Source organism: Vibrio sp. SCP2, from assembly GCF_059295395.1.
The window spans coordinates 170430-187430 of sequence record NZ_JCAFVV010000004.1; the positions used below are offsets into that span (position 1 = coordinate 170430).

The following is a 17001-nucleotide window of genomic DNA, read 5'->3' on the forward strand; positions in this document are numbered from 1 at the left end:
TCTCGTTATTTCGTCAGCGCAACAATGGCTTCAGCCACCACTTTATCTGCATCTAACTTAGCAGCCCTACGAGCCTCGCTCGCCATAGCCATTAGTTTGCTTCGATCTAGTGCCTCAATCTCTGACACCAGCTTGTCAACCGTCAGTTCAGGCTGCTCAATCATTTTTGCTGCGCCACATTCTACCAAGTGGTCAGCATTTAAAGCTTGTTGTCGGTCTTTATGCATAAATGGGATAAAGATTGCTCCTACCCCGGCAGCAGAGACCTCCGATACCGTTAACGCCCCAGAGCGGCAAACCAGTAAATCTGCCCAGTCATACGCCTTGGCGACATCGTCAATAAACTCGGTTACTTGTGCATTTTGTACATTATTTGTTTGATATGCCTGGGTCACTTCATCGCGGTTGTTCTTACCTGCTTGGTGGCGAATCTCAAATTCATCGCCTAGCTTAGCCATTACATCAGGTAAGGTGCGGTTAAGTATTTGCGCGCCTTGGCTCCCCCCCATGACTAGAATACGTACTTTGCCATCACGCTCAGCCATGCGTTGCTCAGGCTCGCTAATCGCAACCACATTTTCCCTCACTGGGTTACCAACAACCTCTGCTTTAGGAAATGCGCCTGGGAAAGCTTGAAAAACCTTTTTAGCTATCTTAGACAACCACTGGTTAGTTAAACCCGCGACGGCATTCTGCTCATGTAACACCACAGGAATACCCAGTAGCCAAGCAGCAATTCCACCAGGCCCGCTGACGTAGCCGCCCATTCCTAGCACAGCATCTGGCTGCCAACGCTTCATATGCGCCCGAGCTTGCATAATTGCATTTAGGATCTGAAAGGGTGCTTTAATCAAGCGAGCAATACCTTGACCTCGTAGACCTTTTACCTTGATAAAGTCGATCTCAATGCCATGTTTGGGCACTAGGTCGGCTTCCATTCTATCTGCGGTGCCTAACCAGCGGATCTCCCACCCTTGAGATTGAAGTTGTTTAGCAACGGCAAGGCCTGGGAATACGTGACCGCCAGTTCCACCAGCCATCACCATTAATCGTTTATTCTTTTTCATCGTTATCTGTGTTTTGTTGTGTTTCTGCGCTAGCTAAACGGCATTCATAATCAATGCGCAGCAATATCGATACAGCGACTGACATAATGATCAAACTCGAACCACCATAACTGATCAGTGGTAGTGTTAAACCTTTGGTTGGCACCATACCTGCCGCGGCGCCAACATTCACTAAGGTTTGAAAAGCGAACCAAATACCTATACCAAATGCCAAGTAACCGCCAAACAACTGATTGTTGTCAAAAGCTTTGCGACCAATAAATATCGCTTTCAGCACCAAGCTAAAAATCAGCATCAAGACTAAAACCACACCCACATAGCCCAACTCTTCGGCTAAAACAGCGAATACAAAGTCAGTATGTGCTTCAGGAAGGTACTCTAGTTTTTGGATTGAGTTACCTAGACCTTGACCAAACCACTCACCACGACCAAACGCCATTAACGACTGGGTTAGCTGGTAGCCACTGCCAAACGGATCTTCCCACGGGTCGAGGAATGAGGTGACGCGGCGCATACGATAAGGCTCGATGTAAATCAGAGTGGCAACCGAGAGCAGTCCCACCACCATCAAGGCCAGAAACTGAGTGAGTTTAGCGCCGGCAATAAACAGCATGCCGAATAGAGTCACCAACATCACGACCACTGTACCTAAGTCTGGTTGTAACAGCAGTAAACTGGCTAAGGTGGCAAAAACAATAATAGGTTTAATAAAACCGCCAAAAAAGCTCGACCTCACTTCTTCATTTTTACGTACCAGATAACCGGACATAAAGATAAACAGCGATAGCTTGGCCACTTCAGCGGGTTGTAAGTTAAACAAGCCAAGGGGTATCCAACGTGATGCCCCATTTACTGACTTACCCGCCACCAGCACTACGAAGAGCAGAAATATCGATAGCAGCAACAACCAAGTGCTGTATTGCGCCCACCGCTTAGTGGGCACTTGTAGAATTACCGCAGACGTCGACAATGCCAGAACCAGAAAGATGGCGTGGCGGAACATAAAGTGGAACGGTTGATCCGTTAGACGTGAGCTAATTGGGAAAGAAGCAGAAGTCACCATCACTAAGCCTGTTAGCATTAGGCCTAATGAAATCCATACCAATTGACGGTCATACAAAGCCTCGGGTGAAGCTGAAGTCACCCAACGTTTAATACTGCCAAAGACGTTTTGAATCTGCATATATCTCGGTGAATTTAAGCGTAAGCTTTTGCAAGCTCGGTAAAGGCATCGCCGCGAGCCATAAAGTTATTAAACTGATCAAAGCTCGCACAAGCAGGTGATAATAGCACCATATCACCGGATGAAACTTGAGTGGCAACCCATTTGATGATTTCGTGCATGGTATCAAAACGTTTCGCACTACTATGTAGCGGCATAAACTGATCACCATCTTCACCAAAGCAGCACAGCTGTACGTTGAGCGACTGCAAAATTGGTGCAAGTTCAGAGAAATCAGCACCTTTACCGACACCACCAACCAGCAAGTAGAGTTTACCTTCAAGCTCTAATCCTGCTAACGCTGCCATAGTGCTAGCAACATTGGTCGCCTTAGAATCATTGACCCACTTAACACCTTGATTATCTGCAACAACCTGGCATCTGTGTGTCAAACCGTTGTAAGACTTAAGTGCGGATAGCCCTTTCGCCACATCGACTCCCGCTTCGGTCAGCAGAGCTAAAACGACTAAAGCATTGGCGACGTTATGTCGACCAACTAAGGAAAGATCACTACTGGCACAAATAGGCTTGCCATCAATGGCTAGATATTCAGTCTTGTCGTATTCAAGTAGCGAGAAGCGCGTCGCTTGGTTAAGACTAAACTCGACTAAATTATTGGCCTGTTCAGGGTAGGTTGCTCGGTCATCAGCATTCACAATACAAGCGCTAGCATGATTGAAAATACGCAGCTTAGCTTGACGATAATCCTCCATCCCTTGGTAGCGATCCATGTGATCTTCGGAAAGATTAAGGAAAGCCGCCGCTTTCGGAGCGAGAGATGAGGTGGTTTCAAGTTGGAAGCTCGAAAGCTCCAATACATAAAGGTCAGCGTCTTGCCTTAGCAAATCTAAAGCAGGCACACCAATGTTGCCGCCAACCCCAACCTTTAAACCTGTCGCTTGAGCAACTTGACCAGTCCAGTCAGTCACAGTGCTTTTACCATTTGATCCAGTAATCGCAATGACTGGCTTGTTGACTTGCCAAGCAAACAGTTCGATATCACCAACGACAGGAATCTTGGCATTAATGACTTGCTCAATCTCTGGCAGCGCAAGCGCTATACCTGGATTAGTCACGACTAAATCTGCGGCCATCAACCACGCTTGATTCCAGCCCCCTGAGTGCAGTTCAACACCTTCAGGCAGAGCGTCACTGCCCGGTGGATTGTCTCGGGTATCGATAACGCGAATATCAAGTGCTTTAGGTAATTCTTGCAGGTGTTTAACGACAGAGAGCCCGGTAATACCGAGCCCTACAACCACCACATTCTCAATACCTTGCCAGCGGTCAATGGTCATTGTGTATGATTTCCTTATCGAACTTTAAGAGTCGCTAGACCAATAAGAACGAGAACAATAGAGATGATCCAAAAACGTACAATCACTCGTGGTTCCGGCCAGCCTTTTAGCTCATAGTGGTGATGGATCGGAGCCATACGGAAGATACGTTGACCACGTAGTTTGTATGAACCAACCTGCAGAATCACAGACAGAGTCTCCATAACGAAAACACCGCCCATAATCACCAAGACAAACTCTTGGCGAACTAGCACCGCAATAGTACCTAGTGCACCGCCTAAGGCTAGTGAACCTACATCGCCCATAAACACTTGAGCTGGGTAGGTGTTAAACCATAAGAATCCTAATCCGGCGCCAACAATTGCGGTACAAACGACCACCAATTCAGAGGCTTGCGGAATGTGTGGAATATGCAGATAGTTAGCAAAGTTCACGTTACCTGTCGCCCAAGCAATAGCGGCGAAGCCAGCGGAAACCAGTACGGTCGGCATAATCGCTAGTCCGTCGAGACCATCGGTTAAGTTCACTGCGTTACTGGTACCCACGATAACAAAATAGGTAAGAACGATGTACATCAGTCCTAATTGAGGCATTACTTCTTTAAAGAAAGGCACCACTAACTGAGTCGCTGCGGTATCTTTACCGTGAGCGTATAGAGCAAAGGCTACCACTAGTGCAATCGCAGATTGCCAAAAGTACTTCCAACGGGCAATCAATCCATCGGTATTCTTGCGCACCACTTTGCGATAATCATCAACGAAACCAATCGCCCCATAGCCAAGCAGTACCGCAAGCACAGCCCAAACATAAGGGTTCGACAAATCAGCCCAAAGCAGTACCGTCGTCACGATGGCGGTCAAAATCATGATACCGCCCATGGTCGGCGTACCACGTTTACTAAAGTGAGACTCTGGTCCTTCGTTACGCACAACCTGACCAATTTGCAGCAGTTGCAAACGTCTGATCATAATCGGGCCCATCCAGAGTGAAATGCCGAGTGCGGTTAACACACTGACAATCGCACGGAACGACAGGTATTCGAATAATCGGAAGAATGAAAAATATGGCTGTAGCAGCTCAGCAAGCCAAATAATCATGTATACATCTCCTTGACAGCAGTAGCAATTTTGCTCATTCCTGCACTATTAGCCCCTTTGACTAACAGTGTTTGAGCTTGTTGACTCTGTTCAATCTGCTGTTTTATATAATCAATCATGCTTTGGTGATCTTCAAAATGAATCCCACCACACTCTTTACTGATCGCTTTTGCATCAGCGCCATAAGTAAGCACGTGTTCAAATTTGAATGGGGCAGCATGTTCCCCGACTTGACGATGAAGTGCAAGACTTTCATCACCTAACTCGGCCATATTACCCAAAATTAACCAACGTTCTCCGCTAAAGCCAGAAAGGAGATCAGCAGCCGCTTTCATAGCTGGTACGCTGGCATTGTAGCTATCATCGATAAGCTTGACCGTCTCACTTAACTCAACCAACTCGACACGGCCTTTTACTTTGCCGAGTTGAGCCAATCCGCTCTTAACCAGCTCAAGCGATGCACCGAGTTCTAACGCTAGTGCAGTTGCAGATAGCGCATTCGATACATTGTGCTGACCAATGATACCCAACTTAACTTCAACACTGCCAATCGGTGCCACAAGAGTAAACTGCGCCACACCCATTTCATTGAGTGAGATGTTGCTGGCAAAGTAGTCCGCAGAAGCATCCTTGACCGAGAAAGTCTTAATAGTTTTGTCTGCTAATACGGCTTGCCAATAGTCACCACCATGACTATCAAGGTTAACAATCGCTACAGAACCCGGTTTTAAGCCTTGGTAGATTTCACCTTTAGCTTGCTTTACTCCATCCATCGAGCCAAAGCCCTCAAGGTGAGCAGCGGCGACATTATTGACCAGTGCGACATCAGGCTGAACCAGTTGAGTGGTGTAGGCAATTTCACCAATATGATTTGCCCCCATCTCAATCACAGCAAAGTCATCGTCTGGCGTTGAACGTAGCAAGGTCAGCGGAACACCAATGTCGTTATTGAAGTTTCCAGCCGTGAATAACACGCGGCCTTTCTGCTCCATAATACTGGCAACCATTTCTTTTACTGTGGTCTTACCGCAGCTCCCCGTAATAGCCACGGTAGGCGTTGAGCAAGTGTGGTGCACCAGAGAACCAAGTTGACCAAGAGCAAGCTTAGTATCTTTAACGAGTAATTGAGGGACATCAGCTTCAACAACGCGGCTCACCAATAGAGCTCCCGCACCTGACTCAACGGCCTGAGCGGCAAAATCGTGCGCATCAAATCTCTCGCCAACTAAAGCAATAAACAATGCGCCAGTTTCAATGACGCGCGTATCGGTTGATACTGAATTTATCACTAAATCATTACCGATAAGTTCAGCGTCTAGCGATTCAGCAATCTGGCTTAACATCAAAGAAATCATGCATTTTTCTCCAACAGTTGCTGCGCTGACTCACGATCCGAGTAGTGAACCGTCTCATTAGCCATCACTTGATAATCTTCATGACCTTTACCCGCAAGTAAAATGATGTCATCTGACTGACTATTCTCTAAAGCATGTTTCAGCGCATCAAAACGGCTGTGCTGTACGATTGCGCTGTCAGGATTAATCATGCCTGCAAGCATATCTTGGACAATCAGTTGCGGTGATTCACTGCGAGGGTTGTCATCAGTCAGAATGACATGGTCCGCTAAGCGCTCACCAATTTCCGCCATCATCGGGCGCTTACCTGTATCGCGATCACCGCCACAACCAAAAATAGCCCAAAGCTTACCTTGGCAGTGAACTCGAAGTGCTTGCAGGGCTTTTTCTAGTGCATCTGGTGTGTGAGCGTAATCGACAACAACCTTGGCTTTTTCATCAGCCGCAAACAGTTCCATACGTCCAATTACAGGCTTTAGCGAACGTGCCGTTACAATCAACTCTTGCTTATCAATACCAAGACAAAGCAAAGTCACCATTGCGAGTAAGACATTATTGGCATTGAATTCACCAATTAACGGGACGCTAATCGTGCCTGGGCCAAATGCGCCTGCAAAATCGAGGGTAATACCCGATTCAGAGTAACTAACCTGCTCTGCCCACACTACTCGTGGATGATCACTCGGCTTAAGGGTAACCGCAATGGCGTTATCTAGGCGATTGAACCACTCTGCCCCAACCGGATCATCAATATTGATCACCGCTTGCTTGCAGATATGTTGGCTAAACAGCGAGAACTTGGCTTCTGCGTACTCTTCCATCGTACCGTGATAATCTAAGTGATCACGGCTTAAGTTAGAAAAAGCACCAACCTCAAATTCCACGGCTCTAACACGCCCTTGGACCAAACCATGAGAAGAGACTTCTAAAGCGGTATAGTCAGCGCCTTGCTGCTCCAACGAATGTAAGGTTTGAAGAATCTCAATCGCGCTGCCCGTGGTGTTTTTCGCCACTTGAAGATCGGCAAGAAAACCGTTGCCTGTGGTACCCATCACCGCCGCTTTTTTCTCGACAAGATCGAGCCACTGCGCAATTAACTGTGTAATGGTGGTTTTACCATTGGTGCCCGTGACACCAATAAGCTTGTTGTGAGTTAATGGGTATAGACGTTTGGCAAGCGCAGATAAATTCTGAGCTAAGTCAGCAATATAGATTACAGGGACATCATCTTGCAGTTCAACCAGACCATGCGGATGAGACTCACACGCCTCAGCAATAACAGCATTTGCGCCTTGTTCGATAGCGACAGGAATAAAACGTCGTCCATCGACTGCATGCCCTTTTACCGCCACAAAGGTTGAACCTTGCGAGATATTTCGGCTATCAAGTTCTAGGTTCTGAACGATCACACTCGCGCTTGAGTGGTTAGAGATATCCAACCACGGAGAAAGTAACACGGCTAAGGTCAGTTCCTTCGACATAGTAAACTCACTTAATCTTGTTTAAATCTGTTCTCATCAGGGGCTACGTTGAGAATTTGCAACGTCCCCTTCAAAATTTCTGCAAAGACAGGTCCTGCTACTGAACCACCATAGTAGTTATCACCTTGTGGTTCATTGACTACCACCACTAGCGCGACTCTTGGGTCACTCGCCGGAGCAACACCTGCGGTATAGGCGAAGTATTCATCGCCATAACCACCAGCAATCGCTTTACGTGAAGTACCGGTTTTTGCTGCAACTCGATAGCCTGGTACCGCAGCCTTAGTCGCAGTACCACCCGGTTGCGTTACTGTCTCAAGCATATTGAGGACTTTTTGTGCGTTGTCGTGGTCAATGACCTGCTTAGATAAATCTTGCTGATTGTTTTCGATGATATGAATTGGCTGGTACTCACCAAGGTTACCTAAGGTCGCATAGGCGTGAGCAAGCTGAAGAGGAGTAATGGTCAATCCGTAGCCGAACGACAGTGTCGCAATTTCAAACTTCGACCAACGGCGACGGTTAGGGAAAATACCCTGAGTTTCACCGACGAGGTTCAGACCTGAAACTTCACCAAATCCGACAGAGCTATACATACCTAGCAAAGCTTCAAGCGGCATCTCTAAGGCAAGTTTCGCCACACCAATGTTACTCGACTTCTTTAAAATGGTTGTTAAGTCAGCTTTGCCGACTTTGGACGTGTCGCGTACACGGCTTCCGCCAATTTGCATAATACCGTTGCCGGTATCAATCACCGTATCGTCATCAGCAACGCCATTTTCTAACGCAGCTAAAACAACAAAAGGTTTCACCGTTGAACCCGGCTCAAATGCATCGGTAATCACTCGGTTACGCATTTTTGCTGACTGAAGGTCTGCGCGGTTGTTTGGGTTATATGAAGGAGCATTGACCATCGCCAACACTGCACCTGTTTTTACATCAAGAATTACCGCAGAGCCAGACGTCGCTCGATAGTCAGCGACCGCTTGCTTTATCGCGCGGTAAGCAATCGCCTGAATACGCTGATCAATGGTCAGCTCTAACGGCTTGCCTTCTTCACGCTCTTCAAGAGAGATGTTCTCCACTACGCGACCATAGCGATCTTTACGTATAATTCGCTTACCCGCTTCGCCCGTGAGCCACTTATCGTAACTGCGCTCAACGCCTTCAAGGCCATGGCCATCAATCCCTGTCACACCAACTAAGTGAGCACTAACTTCACCTGCTGGATAGTAGCGTCTCGATTCGGCTTTCAGACCTACGCCGGATAGCTTTAACTCACGAATGTAGTGCGCCATAGCAGGGCTTACTTGACGCTGCAGATAGATAAATCGCTTGCTCTTGTTACGGTTTATTTTGTCGATTAAGCCTTGGCGCTTTAGACCAAGAACATCTGCGAGAGCATGCCAGCGGTCGACATCTACTAACCCGCCAGCTTTAAAAATGGCAACCGGATCAGCCCAAACGGCTTCAACCGGAACACTTACTGCCAAAGGCTCGCCATTACGATCTGAAATGATGCCTCGTGCCGAATGGAGTGTCTTTGCTCGGATTGAGCGCAGATCACCCTGCTTGATTAAGTTGTCTGGTTCAACGATTTGGATGTAAGCAATACGGCCAGCAAGCGCCGCGAAAGCGCAGAATACGAAAAATAGCACCAAGTAGAAGCGCCAACGGATTAATGTCGCTGGCGGCTGTTCGGTTTTAGACTCGACAGGTTTAACTTTTTTGCTCATGGAAGGTTGATAATGACTTCTTTGTCTGAATCTGGGCGCTTCATTTCTAGCTCCTTCTTAGCAACAGCTTGTACGCGGCTATGCTCCGCTAAGGCTGTTTCTTCGATAAGCAGATTGCGCCACTCATTGTCCAATCTTTCACGCTCAACCAGTGCCTGATCCTTTTCGGTAATTGCCTGACGAGTGTGATGGGTAGTAAAAACCACCCCCATCGCGCTACTAAAAATCAGTACCAATAAAATCAGTGGCACTCGACCAACACTCAAAAGATCGAGTGCTATCAGTTTTGCGAGATTAGGAGCAGGCTTACTCATGGTTTATAGCTTTTCAGCCAAGCGAAGCACTGAACTACGTGAGCGAGCATTCACTTCCACTTCTTGTTTAGAAGGTTTGATCGCTTTGCCTACAGGTTTCAGGTTGGCACTGCCTAACGCTTTAATTTGATCTTCCGTCATAGGAATGCCATGAGGTACTTCAGGCCCTTTACTCTCTTTGCGAATAAAGCGCTTAACCATACGATCTTCTAACGAGTGGAAGCTAATTACTGATAGGCGACCTTGAGGAGCCAATATACTTGCAGCACCTTTAAGTGCCGTATCAATCTCTTCTAACTCACTATTGATGTAGATTCGGAACGCTTGGAATGCTCGAGTTGCTGGGTGTTTCTTCTCTTTAAAGCTCTTTGGTGCAGCTTCAGAAATTAGTTTAGCCAGTTGACCTGTGCGAGTTAACGGTTCGTTCTCTTCGTTTTCACGGTAAGCAACAATCGCTTTAGCAATGCGGCGAGCATGTTTATCTTCACCAAACTCACGAATCACCCAAGTAATATCATCAAGGTCAGCTTCCAATAGCCATTGAGAAACTGGAATGCCTGAGGTCGGGTCCATGCGCATATCTAGCGGCCCGTCTTTCATAAAACTAAAGCCACGCTCTGCGTCGTCCAACTGGGGTGACGACACACCAAGATCAAGCAATACACCATCAACTTTACCGACCAGATCGTACTCAACGGCATATTCAGCCATACCCGAAAATGGGCCATGAATAATGGTAAAACGCGGATCGTCAATTTTGTTCGCTTCAGCGATGGCTTGTGGGTCGCGATCTATACTGTAAAGACGACCGTTTTCACCTAGCTTAGAGAGAATTGTACGGCTGTGACCACCGCGACCGAATGTACCGTCAATGTAAATGCCGTCTGGTTTTATCGCTAAACCATCGATCGATTCATGGAGGAGTACAGATATGTGTTTGAATGCTTCGGTCATAGTTATCTCATGTGGCTGACGCATTGACGAATTCAGATTCTCCAGTGTACTGATTTAATGGCTTATCGCCACCACTAGCGAGTGAGAACACGTGATTTTGCGCTAAGTTTAATAGTTCGAAAATAAATTTGGTCAATAAAAAGCAAAAAACCCATCATAACAAAGTTACGATGGGTCTCGAATAGGTGGAGCCGACACATAAGCCGGGTTCTGTTCCGCTTGCGCGGCGGTAGCCATTCGTCTAGGCCAGCAATCACTCACTGGCTCAAGCAACCTACCCGCCTCCTTACGCGAGCAACGCAATGTGGAGGCCTATTTGGTCTTGCTTCAGGTGGAGTTTACCCTGCTACGAACTATTACTAGTCGTCCGGTGCGCTCTTACCGCACCCTTTCACCCTTACCTGTTCCCTTACGGGCCATCGGCGGTCTTCTCTCTGCTGCACTTGTCGTGGGCTTGCGCCCCCCAGGCGTTACCTGGCACCTTGCTCTATGAAGCCCGGACTTTCCTCCCCTTTGTCAGTCTCCCGAAGGACGTCAACGTCAGTCTCCTAAAAGGACCTCAACGTCAGTCTCCCGAAGGACATCAACAAAGCAGCGACTACCCAGTCGACTCCGAGGGCGGATTGTATAGAGTTCAGAGAGCAGTGTCTAGCGAGATCACAGATTTGCTGCAAACGGAGGGTTAAGTGGTTAAGGAATCGACAGAACGTCCGGCATTGAGACTTGAGAACACTTTTGAGAGCTGGAACGCTTCGCTATGGAAAACTGGAACGGGCTACGCCCTGCAAGAAAATCTAAAACATTTGCAGCAAGAAAGCACAGCAATCCTCAAATAAGTAAAGTTATCTAGTTATCTAGTTATCTAGTTATCTAGTTATCTAGTTATCTAGTTATCTAGTTATCTAGTTATCTAAGATTATAAAAAGGGCAGGCATAAACGCCTACCCTAAATGAATTTTATAGCTGTAACGTTCTAGCTCAGGTTCTCCAACCCCCATTTATACAGGGCATTCTTTTTAAGATTGTAGATTTCTGCCGCCATCGCTGCCGCTTTCTTTAATGGCAACTCTTTGGTCAAAATAGTCACTGTGCGCTTAACTTCTTCAGGGATAGAATCATCTTCTGATGCGCGGTAGCCATGGATCAGCAATGCCATTTCACCACGTTGCTGGTTAGAGTCCGACTTGACCCATTCAACCAGTTCACCTAGCGGCATACCTTGGATGGTTTCGAAGGTTTTGGTTAGCTCCCGAGCCAATACCACTTCTCTGTCTGGACCCAAGATTTCAAGCATGTCGTCAAGCGAGTCTAAGATACGGTGCGGAGACTCATAGAAGACACAAGTACGCTCAACCTTGGCTATTTCAAGAAACTTATCCTTACGACCTTTACTTTTAGCCGGTAAGAAACCTTCAAAGCTAAAGCGGTCAGAGGGTAGACCTGAAGCACTTAGTGCGGTGATGACCGCGCAAGCTCCTGGTAACGGAACAACTTTGACTCCCGCCTGACGACATTGAGTCACAAGATGGTAACCTGGATCACTAATTAATGGTGTACCTGCATCAGAAACTAATGCGATCGAGTGCCCAGCTAACAATTTATCGACTAACACTTGCGCTTTTTGCTGTTCATTATGATCATGAAGGGCAAAAGTTTTAGTTTGAATACTGAAGTGAGACAATAGTTTACCAGTATGACGAGTATCTTCAGCAGCAACGAGGTCTACATTGGACAAAACTTCAATCGCTCGTTGAGTTATATCGCCTAAATTACCAATCGGCGTAGGCACGATATAGAGAGTTGGAACCTCAGTTGGTAAGGTTTTGTTATCTGTCATTTGTTTACCATCACTTCAACGATTAATATAGACACAATCTTATACGGAATTAATAAAGAACTCATGGCCATGAATAACCACAAGCGTCTAAGTGTAACACGCTTACTGACTCCTGTAGCACTTGCTGTCACATTGGCAGCGTGTTCTTCTGCTCCTAAGACGCCGCGAAGTGTCGATATTACCCTAGATCCGAATCAATCGGTGCAAACCTACTTAATGCGCGCCGACAGCAGCCAGGGTAGCTTACAAAATGACTGGTTAATCATGGCACTTAAAGCCTCTATTGATTCAGGCGACCTTGTTCAATCTGAACTATTGATCAAACGCTTGGCTCGTCAGTCTTTAAATGACATGCAACAAGCTGAGTGGCAACTCGCACGTGCCGAACTGCTCGTGACTCAAGGTAACCATGCCGAAGCGTTGCAAATTCTCAACTTTAGACCGTCTTGGCAGTTAGGCGAAGACCAATGGCTTAACTACCACCAGTTACGCGCTTCACTGTTTACCAAGCAGGGTGACTTCTTCAACGCGACACGCGAACTCTCTTTGAGTAGTCGATACCTTCCAGAAAATGAGCAAGCCTTTGTCGCACAGGGGATTTGGAATAACCTAAGTCAATACTCAGCTTCGCAAATCGAGACGCTAAAACAACAAGAGTCCGATCCAGTCATCTCTGGTTGGCTTGAGTTAACAGGTCTAACTAAAAGTCTGGCAAACAATCTTCCACAGCTAAAATCTGGCCTTGAGCAATGGCTTGTAGATAATCCAACTCACCCCGGCGCTATCTACACCCCTCAAGCCGTAACTGACATTATCGCGTTAGAAATCACCAAGCCAGTGAACACGGCCTTGCTGCTACCACTCTCAGGCAAGTTTGCTAAGCAAGCTCAGTTGATTCGTGATGGGTTTATCCTTGAAATGATGAACGATGATGAGCGCGATGAAAACGCCACACTAACAGTCATTGATACCAACGCTACTTCTATCGAAGAGCTTGAAGCAACATTGGTTGAAAAACAGATTGATTCAGTGGTCGGCCCGCTATTAAAAAGCAACATAGAGAAACTACAGCAAGCTCAAGCTAGCTTTGCCAACCCACTCCCAACGCTGGCACTTAACATTCCGGATGAAGTCGAAGCGGGTAACAACACTTGCTACTTAGCCCTATCGCCTGAGCAAGAAGTGGCACAAGCGGCCAAGCATTTAGCGCAGCAAGGCTACCAATACCCGTTAATCCTTGCGCCACAAGGCCGTTTGGGATCACGAGTTGTCGAAGCGTTCGAACAAGAGTGGCATAAGCACAGTGAGAATAAGGTTGCGGTAAACCTCTTCGGTGACAAGCGTCAACTCCAACGTGATATCAACAAAGTATTCGGCCTGCAAAGTAGCCAGCAACACATTGCCCAGATGGAATCACTACTCAACATTCCACTGGAAAGCCAACCGCGTAGCCGCCGTGATATCGATGCAGTTTACATTGTCGCAAACGGCTCTGAACTTACGCTGATTAAGCCATTTATTGAAGTAGCGATTAACCCTGATACAGTGCCACCTAAACTCTACTCGAACTCACGCAGTAACAGTGGTCGCCAGCAATACGAAGATCTTTCGGGTGTGATGTACAGCGACATTCCACTACTAATTCAACCTGATGCGGCATTGAAAGCTCAAATGGAACAACTTTGGCCAAAAGATTCCAATGCCGAGAAGCGTCTTCAAGCATTGGGAATGGATGCTTACCGTTTAATGGAGCACCTACCACAAATGAAAGTCGTGCATGATTACACGGTTGATGGCAACACGGGTGTGTTGAGCATTAATGAAGATTGTATCGTCCAACGTGAAATCAGCTGGGCGGAGCACAGTGCTACTCAGTAAGCGCGCACAAGGGCAACATTACGAAGCTGCAGCTGAAAAGCATCTTATCAGTTGCGGCTTATCGCCAATTGAGAGAAACTTCCTTATCAAAGGAGGCGAACTCGACCTAATTATGAAAGATGGCGAGACGATCGTTTTTGTCGAAGTTCGCTACCGTAAAAGCCAAACTTATGGACATGCTGCGGAAACCGTTACCGCCAGCAAAATGAAAAAGCTCATCAAAACCGCCACGCTGTGGCTGAGCAAAAATGGCTTATCTATCTATTCAACCGATTTTCGCTTTGACTTAGTGGCTATCCATCAGCAAGGCGCGCAAATCGAGTGGATCAAAAACGCAATTACTCAAGGATAATCAATGCTAGATAGCATTAAAGACAGTTTTACTGAAAGTATTCAAATTCAAATCGCAGCAGCCGAAGCGCTCCCTGATGCCATTACTCATGCAGCGCAAGCTATGGTAGCGAGTCTACTCAACGGCAACAAAATTCTTTGCTGCGGCAACGGTGGCTCATCTTCAAACGCCCAACAGTTTGTTTCTTGTCTTCTCAACCGTTTTGAAACTGAGCGACCAAGCTTACCCGCGATGGCACTGACAGCTGATAACACCACCTTAACCGCAGTGGCAAATGACTACCACTACGAAGAGATATTCTCCAAACAGGTACGCGCTTTTGGTCAAACGGGAGACATCCTACTTGCTATCTCTACCAGTGGTAACAGTAAGAACATCATCAAAGCGATGGAAGCAGCGGTAACCCGAGATATGACCATTATTGCCCTAACTGGTAAAGATGGCGGCGAAATGGCTGGCTTGTTGGGTGAGAATGATGTTGAGATTCGTATCCCATCTCACAGAACCGCAAGAATTCACGAAGTTCATATGGTGACGCTACACTGCTTATGCGATCTTATCGACCAAGTATTGTTCCCAGCGCACGAAGAGTAAGTTATGAAGATGTTTAAAGGCTTATTGCTGTCATTTTTCGCCCTCAGCCTGACCGGTTGTGCAGGTCTGTTTGTCGCAGGTGCGGCAACAACTGCCAGTATTGTGATTGATCCAAGAACAACTCAAGAGATCTGGGACGACAATAACATCGAGTTTGAAATTGCAGGTATCGGCAACAAAGCACCATTCAGAGGCAACGCACGTATTACTGCTAGCTCTTACAATGGCAGCGTAGTTTTAATGGGGCAAGCGAATACCGAGCAGCTTAAGCGTGAGATTGAAAGTCGCGCCCGTGATATAAAAGGCGTCGAGAACATATATAACCAATTGCGCGTTAAAGCGCCGCTCTCTGTTGGCGAGATCAGTCACGACAGTTGGATCACCACTAAGGTTAAATCCGCTTTAATTGCCAACTCTGAATTAAGTGGAACCAAAATCAAGGTCATCACTGAAGATAAAGAAGTCTTCCTACTTGGCTACGTTTCACATGAACATGCTGAAATAGCGATAGATATCGCCCGCAATACCTCTGGGGTAAAACAGGTGGTAAAAGCATTCCATCAGGGAAGCTAAGCGAATCGCAGATACAAAAAAGCAGCGCTAGGCGCTGCTTTTTTATTATTTAACGACTCTAAGACTCGGTCGACCTTTAGGTCTTGGCGGCTCGTCATCACCCACTGTCGCATCTGCGGTTTCTGGTTCTGGCTCCACCTCTGTCGCAACTGACAATGGTTGAGGCTCGTCAGATACCTCTTCAATGCCTTCTTCCTCGTATTCAGCCATGTAAGCCTCTTCAGGCTCAAACATCGTACCTGCGCCGTTTTCACGCGCGTAGATAGCTTGTACTGCATACAGAGGAACAATCACTGAGTGAGGGCGACCACTAAAGCGAGCATTGAAGGTAATTGCTTCGTTGCCTAGTTCTAAATTACCCACCGCTCTTGGAGCGATATTAAGGATAATCTGACCGTCTTGAACGAACTCCAAAGGTACACGTACACCAGGTAATTCTGCTGCCACGACCAAGTGTGGAGTTAAATCGTTATCCACCAGCCAATCATAGAATGCACGAAGCATGTATGGTCGGCGTGGTGTCATGTTTGCTATATCCATCTTCTCGCCAATTAACGAGCTAGACGCATTTCACGTTCAGCTTCAGTTAGAGAAGCTAGGAATGAATCACGTTCAAATACGCGGTTCATGTAAACTTTTAGTTCTTTAGAACCTGGGCCTACCAACTCAATACCAAGTTGAGGCAGACGCCATAGTAACGGTGCTAAGTAACAGTCAATTAGGCTGAACTCTTCGCTCATGAAATATTCGTACTCAGCAAAAACTGGGCCTAGAGTTAGCAGGTCATTACGTAGTTTGTTACGTGCTGCTTCTGCTTCTTCTGCGTTGCCTTTTACGATTTTCTCAGCAAGCGTGTACCAGTTTTTCTCAATACGGAAGATCATTAGACGGCTGTTACCACGAGCAACTGGGTAAACTGGCATCAATGGTGGATGAGGGAAACGCTCATCTAGGTATTCCATGATGATCTTTGAATCGTAAAGCGCTAGTTCACGGTCTACTAACGTTGGTACTGTCTTGTACGGGTTAAGTTCAATAAGCTCCGCAGGTAGATTTGCTTCATCTACGAGTTCTACTTCAACGCTTACACCTTTCTCTGCTAGAACAATACGTACCTGATGGCTATACATATCAGATGCACTTGAAAATAGAGTCATCACAGAACGTTTATTGGCAGCTACAGCCATGGAGCCCTCCAGCACACTTACAAATATAAAAACAATGGAGGCTAAGCCTCCATTGT

The 17001-nt window shown here is 46.7% G+C and carries 17 protein-coding genes and 1 other RNA gene; 5 read left to right on the forward strand and 13 right to left on the reverse strand.

Going from position 1 to position 17001, the window contains the following annotated elements; all coding sequences use genetic code 11:
• Positions 1-5: 5 nt before the first annotated feature.
• From murG to rnpB, 10 genes are all read right to left on the reverse strand, one after another.
• Positions 6-1067 carry an undecaprenyldiphospho-muramoylpentapeptide beta-N-acetylglucosaminyltransferase gene (gene murG / locus AC5O63_RS14130; protein ID WP_494505397.1) on the reverse strand — a complete coding sequence of 354 codons (1062 nt, stop codon included), beginning with the start codon at positions 1065-1067 and terminating at the stop codon, positions 6-8.
• Positions 1054-2250, reverse strand: coding sequence for a cell division protein FtsW (gene ftsW / locus AC5O63_RS14135; protein WP_171381843.1), 1197 nt, complete (start codon positions 2248-2250; stop codon positions 1054-1056). Before ftsW ends, murG begins: the two co-directional genes overlap by 14 nt.
• Before the next feature lie 14 nt (positions 2251-2264).
• Positions 2265-3587: a UDP-N-acetylmuramoyl-L-alanine--D-glutamate ligase gene (gene murD, locus AC5O63_RS14140; RefSeq protein ID WP_494505398.1), complete on the reverse strand. Its 1323-nt coding sequence runs from the start codon at positions 3585-3587 to the stop codon at positions 2265-2267.
• 14 nt (positions 3588-3601) lie between these two features.
• Positions 3602-4684 carry a phospho-N-acetylmuramoyl-pentapeptide-transferase gene (gene mraY, locus AC5O63_RS14145; RefSeq protein ID WP_069667126.1) on the reverse strand — a complete coding sequence of 361 codons (1083 nt, stop codon included), beginning with the start codon at positions 4682-4684 and terminating at the stop codon, positions 3602-3604.
• Complete coding sequence (locus AC5O63_RS14150; protein WP_494505399.1) at positions 4681-6039, reverse strand: UDP-N-acetylmuramoyl-tripeptide--D-alanyl-D-alanine ligase; 1359 nt, start codon at positions 6037-6039, stop codon at positions 4681-4683. Before AC5O63_RS14150 ends, mraY begins: the two co-directional genes overlap by 4 nt.
• Positions 6036-7520, reverse strand: a complete 1485-nt coding sequence (murE, locus tag AC5O63_RS14155) for a UDP-N-acetylmuramoyl-L-alanyl-D-glutamate--2,6-diaminopimelate ligase (RefSeq protein ID WP_494505400.1) — start codon at positions 7518-7520, stop codon at positions 6036-6038. Before murE ends, AC5O63_RS14150 begins: the two co-directional genes overlap by 4 nt.
• 11 nt (positions 7521-7531) lie before the next feature.
• A complete protein-coding gene (locus AC5O63_RS14160; protein WP_004744959.1) occupies positions 7532-9256 on the reverse strand; it encodes a peptidoglycan glycosyltransferase FtsI in 1725 nt (574 codons plus the stop codon).
• Positions 9253-9570 carry a cell division protein FtsL gene (gene ftsL / locus AC5O63_RS14165; RefSeq protein ID WP_004744960.1) on the reverse strand — a complete coding sequence of 106 codons (318 nt, stop codon included), beginning with the start codon at positions 9568-9570 and terminating at the stop codon, positions 9253-9255. Before ftsL ends, AC5O63_RS14160 begins: the two co-directional genes overlap by 4 nt.
• A gap of 3 nt (positions 9571-9573) precedes the next feature.
• Positions 9574-10524: a 16S rRNA (cytosine(1402)-N(4))-methyltransferase RsmH gene (gene rsmH / locus AC5O63_RS14170; protein ID WP_004744961.1), complete on the reverse strand. Its 951-nt coding sequence runs from the start codon at positions 10522-10524 to the stop codon at positions 9574-9576.
• 183 nt (positions 10525-10707) lie between these two features.
• Positions 10708-11138: RNase P RNA component class A (rnpB, locus tag AC5O63_RS14175), an RNA gene on the reverse strand.
• Between the two features lie 72 nt (positions 11139-11210).
• Here rnpB and AC5O63_RS14180 point away from each other — a divergent pair.
• The gene (locus AC5O63_RS14180) at positions 11211-11360 is read left to right on the forward strand and encodes a hypothetical protein (RefSeq protein ID WP_494505401.1); all 150 of its coding nucleotides are present in this window, start codon (positions 11211-11213) and stop codon (positions 11358-11360) included.
• Between the two features lie 137 nt (positions 11361-11497).
• On the opposite strand, the gene rsmI is transcribed toward AC5O63_RS14180, so the two are convergent.
• A complete protein-coding gene (gene rsmI, locus AC5O63_RS14185; RefSeq protein ID WP_171323070.1) occupies positions 11498-12361 on the reverse strand; it encodes a 16S rRNA (cytidine(1402)-2'-O)-methyltransferase in 864 nt (287 codons plus the stop codon).
• A 63-nt stretch (positions 12362-12424) separates the two neighbouring features.
• Here rsmI and AC5O63_RS14190 point away from each other — a divergent pair, with 63 nt between their 5' ends.
• Genes AC5O63_RS14190 through AC5O63_RS14205 form a run of 4 tightly spaced genes read left to right on the forward strand, consistent with a single transcriptional unit; the run spans position 12425 to position 15758 of the window.
• Positions 12425-14239: a penicillin-binding protein activator gene (locus AC5O63_RS14190; protein WP_494505402.1), complete on the forward strand. Its 1815-nt coding sequence runs from the start codon at positions 12425-12427 to the stop codon at positions 14237-14239.
• Complete coding sequence (locus tag AC5O63_RS14195; protein WP_494505403.1) at positions 14181-14591, forward strand: YraN family protein; 411 nt, start codon at positions 14181-14183, stop codon at positions 14589-14591. Before AC5O63_RS14190 ends, AC5O63_RS14195 begins: the two co-directional genes overlap by 59 nt.
• Before the next feature lie 3 nt (positions 14592-14594).
• On the forward strand, positions 14595-15185 hold the full coding sequence (locus AC5O63_RS14200; protein WP_004744965.1) for a phosphoheptose isomerase: 591 nt from the start codon (positions 14595-14597) through the stop codon (positions 15183-15185).
• A gap of 3 nt (positions 15186-15188) precedes the next feature.
• Complete coding sequence (locus AC5O63_RS14205) at positions 15189-15758, forward strand: BON domain-containing protein (protein ID WP_494505404.1); 570 nt, start codon at positions 15189-15191, stop codon at positions 15756-15758.
• A gap of 45 nt (positions 15759-15803) precedes the next feature.
• Here AC5O63_RS14205 and sspB read toward each other — a convergent pair whose 3' ends face one another.
• On the reverse strand, positions 15804-16298 hold the full coding sequence (sspB, locus tag AC5O63_RS14210) for a ClpXP protease specificity-enhancing factor (RefSeq protein ID WP_004749088.1): 495 nt from the start codon (positions 16296-16298) through the stop codon (positions 15804-15806).
• An 11-nt stretch (positions 16299-16309) separates the two neighbouring features.
• Positions 16310-16945 carry a stringent starvation protein SspA gene (gene sspA, locus AC5O63_RS14215; protein WP_004744968.1) on the reverse strand — a complete coding sequence of 212 codons (636 nt, stop codon included), beginning with the start codon at positions 16943-16945 and terminating at the stop codon, positions 16310-16312.
• Between the last annotated feature and the right edge of the window lie 56 nt (positions 16946-17001).

What these genes read in the sequence shown, in the direction of transcription:
- sspB (WP_004749088.1), bottom strand. Translation starts at nt 16,298, where the DNA reads ATGGATATAGCAAACATGACACCACGCCGACCATACATGCTTCGTGCA.
- AC5O63_RS14195 (WP_494505403.1), top strand. Translation starts at nt 14,181, where the DNA reads ATGAAGATTGTATCGTCCAACGTGAAATCAGCTGGGCGGAGCACAGTG.
- AC5O63_RS14150 (WP_494505399.1), bottom strand. Translation starts at nt 6,039, where the DNA reads ATGATTTCTTTGATGTTAAGCCAGATTGCTGAATCGCTAGACGCTGAA.
- ftsL (WP_004744960.1), bottom strand. Translation starts at nt 9,570, where the DNA reads ATGAGTAAGCCTGCTCCTAATCTCGCAAAACTGATAGCACTCGATCTT.
- AC5O63_RS14205 (WP_494505404.1), top strand. Translation starts at nt 15,189, where the DNA reads ATGAAGATGTTTAAAGGCTTATTGCTGTCATTTTTCGCCCTCAGCCTG.
- sspA (WP_004744968.1), bottom strand. Translation starts at nt 16,945, where the DNA reads ATGGCTGTAGCTGCCAATAAACGTTCTGTGATGACTCTATTTTCAAGT.
- ftsW (WP_171381843.1), bottom strand. Translation starts at nt 2,250, where the DNA reads ATGCAGATTCAAAACGTCTTTGGCAGTATTAAACGTTGGGTGACTTCA.
- murE (WP_494505400.1), bottom strand. Translation starts at nt 7,520, where the DNA reads ATGTCGAAGGAACTGACCTTAGCCGTGTTACTTTCTCCGTGGTTGGAT.
- murD (WP_494505398.1), bottom strand. Translation starts at nt 3,587, where the DNA reads ATGACCATTGACCGCTGGCAAGGTATTGAGAATGTGGTGGTTGTAGGG.
- rsmH (WP_004744961.1), bottom strand. Translation starts at nt 10,524, where the DNA reads ATGACCGAAGCATTCAAACACATATCTGTACTCCTCCATGAATCGATC.
- mraY (WP_069667126.1), bottom strand. Translation starts at nt 4,684, where the DNA reads ATGATTATTTGGCTTGCTGAGCTGCTACAGCCATATTTTTCATTCTTC.
- AC5O63_RS14200 (WP_004744965.1), top strand. Translation starts at nt 14,595, where the DNA reads ATGCTAGATAGCATTAAAGACAGTTTTACTGAAAGTATTCAAATTCAA.
- murG (WP_494505397.1), bottom strand. Translation starts at nt 1,067, where the DNA reads ATGAAAAAGAATAAACGATTAATGGTGATGGCTGGTGGAACTGGCGGT.
- AC5O63_RS14190 (WP_494505402.1), top strand. Translation starts at nt 12,425, where the DNA reads ATGGCCATGAATAACCACAAGCGTCTAAGTGTAACACGCTTACTGACT.
- rsmI (WP_171323070.1), bottom strand. Translation starts at nt 12,361, where the DNA reads ATGACAGATAACAAAACCTTACCAACTGAGGTTCCAACTCTCTATATC.
- AC5O63_RS14160 (WP_004744959.1), bottom strand. Translation starts at nt 9,256, where the DNA reads ATGAGCAAAAAAGTTAAACCTGTCGAGTCTAAAACCGAACAGCCGCCA.